Annotated in this window: 6 protein-coding genes; 3 read left to right on the forward strand and 3 right to left on the reverse strand. The window is 72.5% G+C overall.

The genetic code is table 11. From position 1 onward, the window contains the following. Positions 1-228 precede the first annotated feature (228 nt). Positions 229-1,938 (forward strand): LLM class flavin-dependent oxidoreductase, encoded by a 1,710-nt coding sequence (locus AH6_RS41820; protein WP_067492013.1) that lies wholly within the window; start codon positions 229-231, stop codon positions 1,936-1,938. A 282-nt stretch (positions 1,939-2,220) separates the two neighbouring features. Continuing rightward, positions 2,221-2,706, forward strand: coding sequence for a hypothetical protein (locus AH6_RS41825; RefSeq protein WP_067492016.1), 486 nt, complete (start codon positions 2,221-2,223; stop codon positions 2,704-2,706). An 8-nt stretch (positions 2,707-2,714) separates the two neighbouring features. Here AH6_RS41825 and AH6_RS41830 read toward each other — a convergent pair whose 3' ends face one another. From AH6_RS41830 to AH6_RS41840, 3 genes are all read right to left on the reverse strand, one after another. Next, a complete protein-coding gene (locus AH6_RS41830; RefSeq protein WP_067492018.1) occupies positions 2,715-3,044 on the reverse strand; it encodes a hypothetical protein in 330 nt (109 codons plus the stop codon). 69 nt (positions 3,045-3,113) lie between these two features. After that, the gene (locus tag AH6_RS41835) at positions 3,114-4,064 is read right to left on the reverse strand and encodes an HAAS signaling domain-containing protein (protein ID WP_067492021.1); all 951 of its coding nucleotides are present in this window, start codon (positions 4,062-4,064) and stop codon (positions 3,114-3,116) included. Further along, entirely contained in the window at positions 4,061-4,405 is a 345-nt protein-coding gene (locus AH6_RS41840) for a PadR family transcriptional regulator (RefSeq protein ID WP_067492023.1), read from the reverse strand. The genes AH6_RS41835 and AH6_RS41840 overlap by 4 nt, the downstream gene beginning before the upstream one ends. A 144-nt stretch (positions 4,406-4,549) precedes the next feature. On the opposite strand from AH6_RS41840, the gene AH6_RS41845 reads away from it, so the two are divergent. Further along, on the forward strand, positions 4,550-5,053 hold the full coding sequence (locus tag AH6_RS41845; protein ID WP_067492025.1) for a SigE family RNA polymerase sigma factor: 504 nt from the start codon (positions 4,550-4,552) through the stop codon (positions 5,051-5,053). The last annotated feature ends 102 nt before the right edge of the window (positions 5,054-5,155 follow it).

Below are 5,155 nucleotides of genomic sequence, written 5' to 3' on the forward strand. Positions count from 1 at the left end.
ACGCCCTGCTGGGCGAGGAGCAGGGGCCGGGGCGCCGCATGAGTGAGATCCAGGGCGCGTAGTCCGTCCAGTAGCGCCATGGTTCTCTCCTGGCCTGCAGTGATCACTCTCACCTCACGGTGCCGGACGTGGTGGTCACTGGTCAAGCGAGCGCTTGCTTCACTGCGGAGGCCGCCCGTTGACGGCGCGTCCAAAAAGAGTGACGCTGGCAGCGCCCCGGGAGGTGCCATGCGGTTTTCGATCTTCTACGAGCACCAGTTGCCGCGCCCGTGGGACAACGGCGCGGAGCAGCGCCTGTACCAGGACGCGCTGGACCAGGTGGAGATCGCCGACCGTGTCGGCTTCGACCGGATTTGGGCCGTGGAACATCACTTCCTTGAGGAGTACTCCCACTCCTCGGCCCCCGAGGTGTTCCTCGCGGCGGCCTCGCAGCGCACCAAGCGCATCCGGCTGGGGCACGGCATCGTCCAGCTCCCGCCGGGCGTCAACCACCCGGCCCGCGTCGCCGAGCGCGTCGCGACGCTGGACCTGGTGTCGGGCGGCCGTGTCGAGTTCGGGACCGGCGAGTCCAGCTCCAGCGCCGAGCTGGGCGGTTTCGGCGTGCGGCGGGCCGACAAGCGGGAGCAGTGGCAGGACGCCATCGACGCGATCACGCGGATGTTCGTGGAGGAGCCGTTCGCGGGCTGGCGGTCGCGGCACCTCCAGATGCCGCCGCGCAACGTGGTGCCCAAGCCCGTCCAGAAGCCGCACCCGCCGCTGTGGGTGGCCTGCTCGCGCCGCGAGACGATCGAGTTCGCGGCGCGCAACGGCATGGGGGCGCTGTCGTTCTCGTTCGTGGAGCCCGAGGACGCCGCCAGGTGGGTGGACGCCTACTACCGGATCATCGAGTCGGACGCGTGCGTGCCCGCCGGGTTCGCGGTCAACCCGAACGTGGCGGTCGTGCTGCCGATGATGTTGCACGAGGACGAGGCGACGGCCATCGACCGGGGCATCGACGGCGCGCACTTCTTCGGCTTCGCGCTGGCCCACTACTACGGCACCACCCCGCACGACCCGGGCCGCACCGACGTGTGGGAGCAGTTCCGGGAGCGGCGCGCCGCCAAGGGCTTCGACCGCGACCAGATCATCGCCAACGCCGAGGCGCTGAACGTGAACGTCGGCTCGTTGCGCGGCGCGATCGGCACGCCCGACCAGGTGGCCGACCTGATCCGCCGCTACGAGGCGGCGGGCGTGGACGAGATCTCGTTCGTCATGCAGTCCGGCCCCACCAGGCACGAGCACATCTGCGAGGCGCTGGAGCTGTTCGGCAAGTCGGTCCTGCCGCGCTTCGCCGAGCACCACGACGCCGCCAAGGCCGCGCGCCTGGCCCCCGCCATCGAGGCGGCCCTGTCCCGGCGCGCCCCGGCCCGCGACCTCCCGCCCGGCTACCGCATCGACGAGGACGCCGAGGTCCTGCGCGCCCGCCGCGCCCGTCGGCCGCGCGTGACCCTGCGGACGGTGCGCGACGAGGCCCGCGCCAGCGGACGCCGCCGCTTCCAGCAGGGCTTCTACCGCCTGGTGCACGACCGCTCGGACGAGCAGATCGAGCGCCGCTTCGGCTCCCGCGCCCAGCGGATCTTCTTCACCGGCATGGCGCGCGCCTACGACCCGAAGCTGGCGGGCGGCTTCGCGGGCGAGTTGGAGTTCCGCCTGACCCGCACGGACGGCACCGCGACCCCGTGGACGGTCGAGGTCCGCGACGGCAAGGCGCAGGCCCGTCCGGGCCCCGCCCGCGAGGCGCGCTTCACGCTCGTCGCGGGCACGGCCGACTTCCTGCGGGTCCTGGCGGGCGACGCGAACCCGGCGGTCCTGCTGATGGACGGCCGCCTGAAGGTGCGCGGCGACATCGAGCTGGCCCCGCGCGTCAGCGAGATGTTCGGCGGCCCGTCCCCGTACTGAACCGAGCTGCCGCACGTGATCGAAAGCGCTAGCTTCGCCGGATGTTCTCCCTCCAGGAACCCCAGGTCTTCACTCCGGCCGGGACCTGATCGAGCCCACCCGGCTGGCCCGGCAGATCACCTCGATCATCGACGACTTCCGCGACCGGAACGCGAAGACCCGGCCGCCCCGGCAGTTCCCGCACTGATCAAGCCCGCTTTAACGCGACAAACCGGACCGGCCGCTTCCGGACGATCTCCGCCGGGGAGCGGTATCCGCGCGCCTGTCGGGCACACGCCGCCCATGACGACCTCACCGTACGGACAGCAGCCCGCCTACTCCGACGCCCCCGCTCGCTCCGACGCCTCCGGCCCGCCCATGCGCCGCGCGATCCCCAAGACGGTGGACCTGGCCTCCAAGCTGATGGTCGCCGGAGGCGTGTTCGGCGTCATCAACACCATCGTGTCCTTCGCCGCCGCCGACGTGGTGCGCAGCTCCAACGGGAACACCAGCAGCGTCCAGCTCGTCGGCCCGCTGGCCATCGTGGGCGGCGTCATCGGCCTCGCCCTGTGGTTGTGGATGGCGTGGGCGATGCGGCGCGGCCACAACTGGGCGCGCGTGTTGTCCACCGTCTTCTTCGGCCTGGGCGCGCTGTTCCTGGTCGGCGACGCCGTCGGCCCCGCGCCGGTGTGGCTGAAGCTGATGGTGGCGGTGCCGCCGCTGATCGGGCTGGTCGCGGTCGTGCTGCTGTGGAAGAAGGAGTCCGGCCCGTTCTTCACCGGCCGCTGAACGCCCGGCTAGCGGGCCGTCCGGTCCTCGGACGGCCGCAGGGGATTCAGGAACTTGAACGCCGGGTCGAGCGGCGCGCGGTGCTCGGCGAGCCGGAGCGCGTCGGCGGCGCACACCCGGACCGGGCACGGGGGCTCGTCGGGCGGCGTCCAGGTCACCTGCTCGACGGCGGGGCCGTGCCGGGCGTCGAAGTAGCACAGCGCCGGACGGCCCGCCTGCGCCTCGGGGACCTCGGCGTCCGGCTCCGCCTCGGACGCGCCCTGCTCGGTACCGGCCCGCACCGGCTCTTCCGGCCGTCCCCGCCGGAAGAGCCCTGGCCACTCCAGCGGCTTCCGCATAGCGGGCAATGTAGCTCAAACATCCTCATGGTCACCGGGCGGGAGGGGGCCAACCCGCCCGGTGACGGTTCAGGCGGCCTGCTTGCGAGCCGCCCGGAGGCCCTTGAACACCTCGTGCCCGGCCACGACGAGCACACCCAGCGCGGCGACGGTGTAGAACTCGTCCCGCACGGTCAGGCCGCCGTTGACGGTGCCCAGGAACTCCGGGTTGAAGAACAGCCGCTCGTGCAGGATCCACGCCAGCGGCAGCGCGAACACCGCCTGGGCGACGGCGTGCGCGGCGGCCAGCGGAACGGTCCAGCCGCGCGTGCCGACGCGGACCAGATCGATCGCCACCAGCGCGGCGAGCCCGGCGAGAACAGGCCAGATCCAGCCCGACCACAGGGCTGGGTCGAGCACCTGGAGCCGCTTGCCGTCGGTCCGGACCGGCTCGGCGGTGTGCTGCCAGACGATCAGCCCGAGCAACAGCGCGTTCCAGACCGCCGAGACCATGCCCGCGACGCGGCCGCCCTCCTGCTGCGGCACCTCGGGCAGGTCGTCGGGCGTCCAGGTCGGCGTGCCGGGGAGGGGTTCGCCGTCGCGCCGGGTCCGCTCGATCAGCGCGAACACGACGGTGGGCCAGGCGACGAGCTGCGCGCCGACGACGAAGAACGCCCCGATCCCCGCGCCGACCGCGTCGCCCGCGCCCTTGCCATCCAGCAGGTCGACGGCCGACGCCGCGACGGTCACCAGCGGCAGCACCGTGGCCAGCAGCAGCTTCAGCAGCCGCAGGTAGGCCGGGTACAGCTCCGGGCCGATCAGCGCGAGCGGGCGGCCGGAGTAGCGGGCGGCCAGCCGGACCGGGTCGCCCATCTCGGTGAGCACCGCGCGCTCGGCGGCGGCCGGGTCGGCGTCGCGGTGACCCTCGACGGTGTCGGCGATCGTGGCGCGCAGCTCGTCGGCGATGTCGTCGCGCTGGCCGGCCGGGATGCGCCGGACGACCTCGTGCACGTAACGCTCGGTCAGAGTGTCGGTGCTCATGCTGGGGGGATCTCCTTGGTCAGTCGTGCGATCGAGGTCGCCAGGTCCCGCCACTCGCGCAGCAGCCCGGCGCGCACCCGCGAGCCCTCGGGGCTCACCCGGTAGAACTTGCGGGGCCGGGACTCCTCGGTGTTCCACTCGCTGGTGAGCAGCCCCTGTTTCTCCAGGCGGCGCAGCAGGGGGTAGAGCGTGTTGCCGTCGACGGCGACCCCGGCGGCGTCGAGCGTTTCCAGGAGCGCGTAGCCGTACTGCGGCTGCTCCAGCAGCGCGAGGCAGGCCAGGACGACCGTGCCGCGGCGCAACTCCTGGGCCTGGCTCTGGATCAGCTCTTCGGAGGACACGCGTCACACCATACTGTGCGATACACACTAATGTCGATCGCCTTCTATCGCGGACCGTGCGGGACAATCGCCGAAGCGAGGCAACCCCACCGCCCTCCGCCCGCATTAAAGGGGCGTGAACCCTCCGAGAGAAGGGCGGTGTGCATGGCGAAGGCCGACGATGAGTACACCGCGTACGTGACGGCCCGGATGGCCTGGCTCCAGCGGGTGGCCTACCTGCTGTGCCAGGACTGGCACCGGGCCGACGACCTGGTGCAGACCGCGATCACGCGGCTGTACCTCAACTGGCGGCGCGCGTCGGCCGCCGAGAACATCGACGGGTACGCCCGCACGGTGCTGGTGCGCGTGTTCCTCGCCGAGCAGCGGGGCGCGTGGTGGAAGCGGGTGCGGCCGTTCCGGGAGATCCCTGAGGAGAGCGGCCCGCCGGACCTGAGCGCCGACCAGGCGGCGGGCCTGGACCTGCGCGCGGCGCTGGCCGCGCTGCCGCCGAGGCAGCGGGCCGTGGTGGTGCTGCGGTTCTACTGCGACCTGTCGGTGGAGCGGACGGCTGCCGAGCTCGGATGCTCCACCGGAACCGTCAAGAGCCAGACCGCGAAGGGCCTGGAGGCGTTGCGCCGCACCCTGCGCCCGGCCGAGGAGATGCGATGAACGACCTGAAGAACATGCTGGACGACGTCGCGGCCACGCCCCGCCCCGGCCCGTCGCGGGTGGACGTCACCGCGGCCGTGGCCAGGGGCCGCCGGACCCGCC

The organism is Actinomadura hibisca NBRC 15177 (assembly GCF_001552635.1).
Taxonomy (GTDB): Bacteria; Actinomycetota; Actinomycetes; order Streptosporangiales; family Streptosporangiaceae; genus Spirillospora; species Spirillospora hibisca.

Bases quoted from the DNA above. Each gene is read 5' to 3' on its own strand.
- AH6_RS41845 (WP_067492025.1), top strand. From the start codon at position 4,550: ATGGCGAAGGCCGACGATGAGTACACCGCGTACGTGACGGCCCGGATG.
- AH6_RS41835 (WP_067492021.1), bottom strand. From the start codon at position 4,064: ATGAGCACCGACACTCTGACCGAGCGTTACGTGCACGAGGTCGTCCGG.
- AH6_RS41820 (WP_067492013.1), top strand. From the start codon at position 229: ATGCGGTTTTCGATCTTCTACGAGCACCAGTTGCCGCGCCCGTGGGAC.
- AH6_RS41830 (WP_067492018.1), bottom strand. From the start codon at position 3,044: ATGCGGAAGCCGCTGGAGTGGCCAGGGCTCTTCCGGCGGGGACGGCCG.
- AH6_RS41825 (WP_067492016.1), top strand. From the start codon at position 2,221: ATGACGACCTCACCGTACGGACAGCAGCCCGCCTACTCCGACGCCCCC.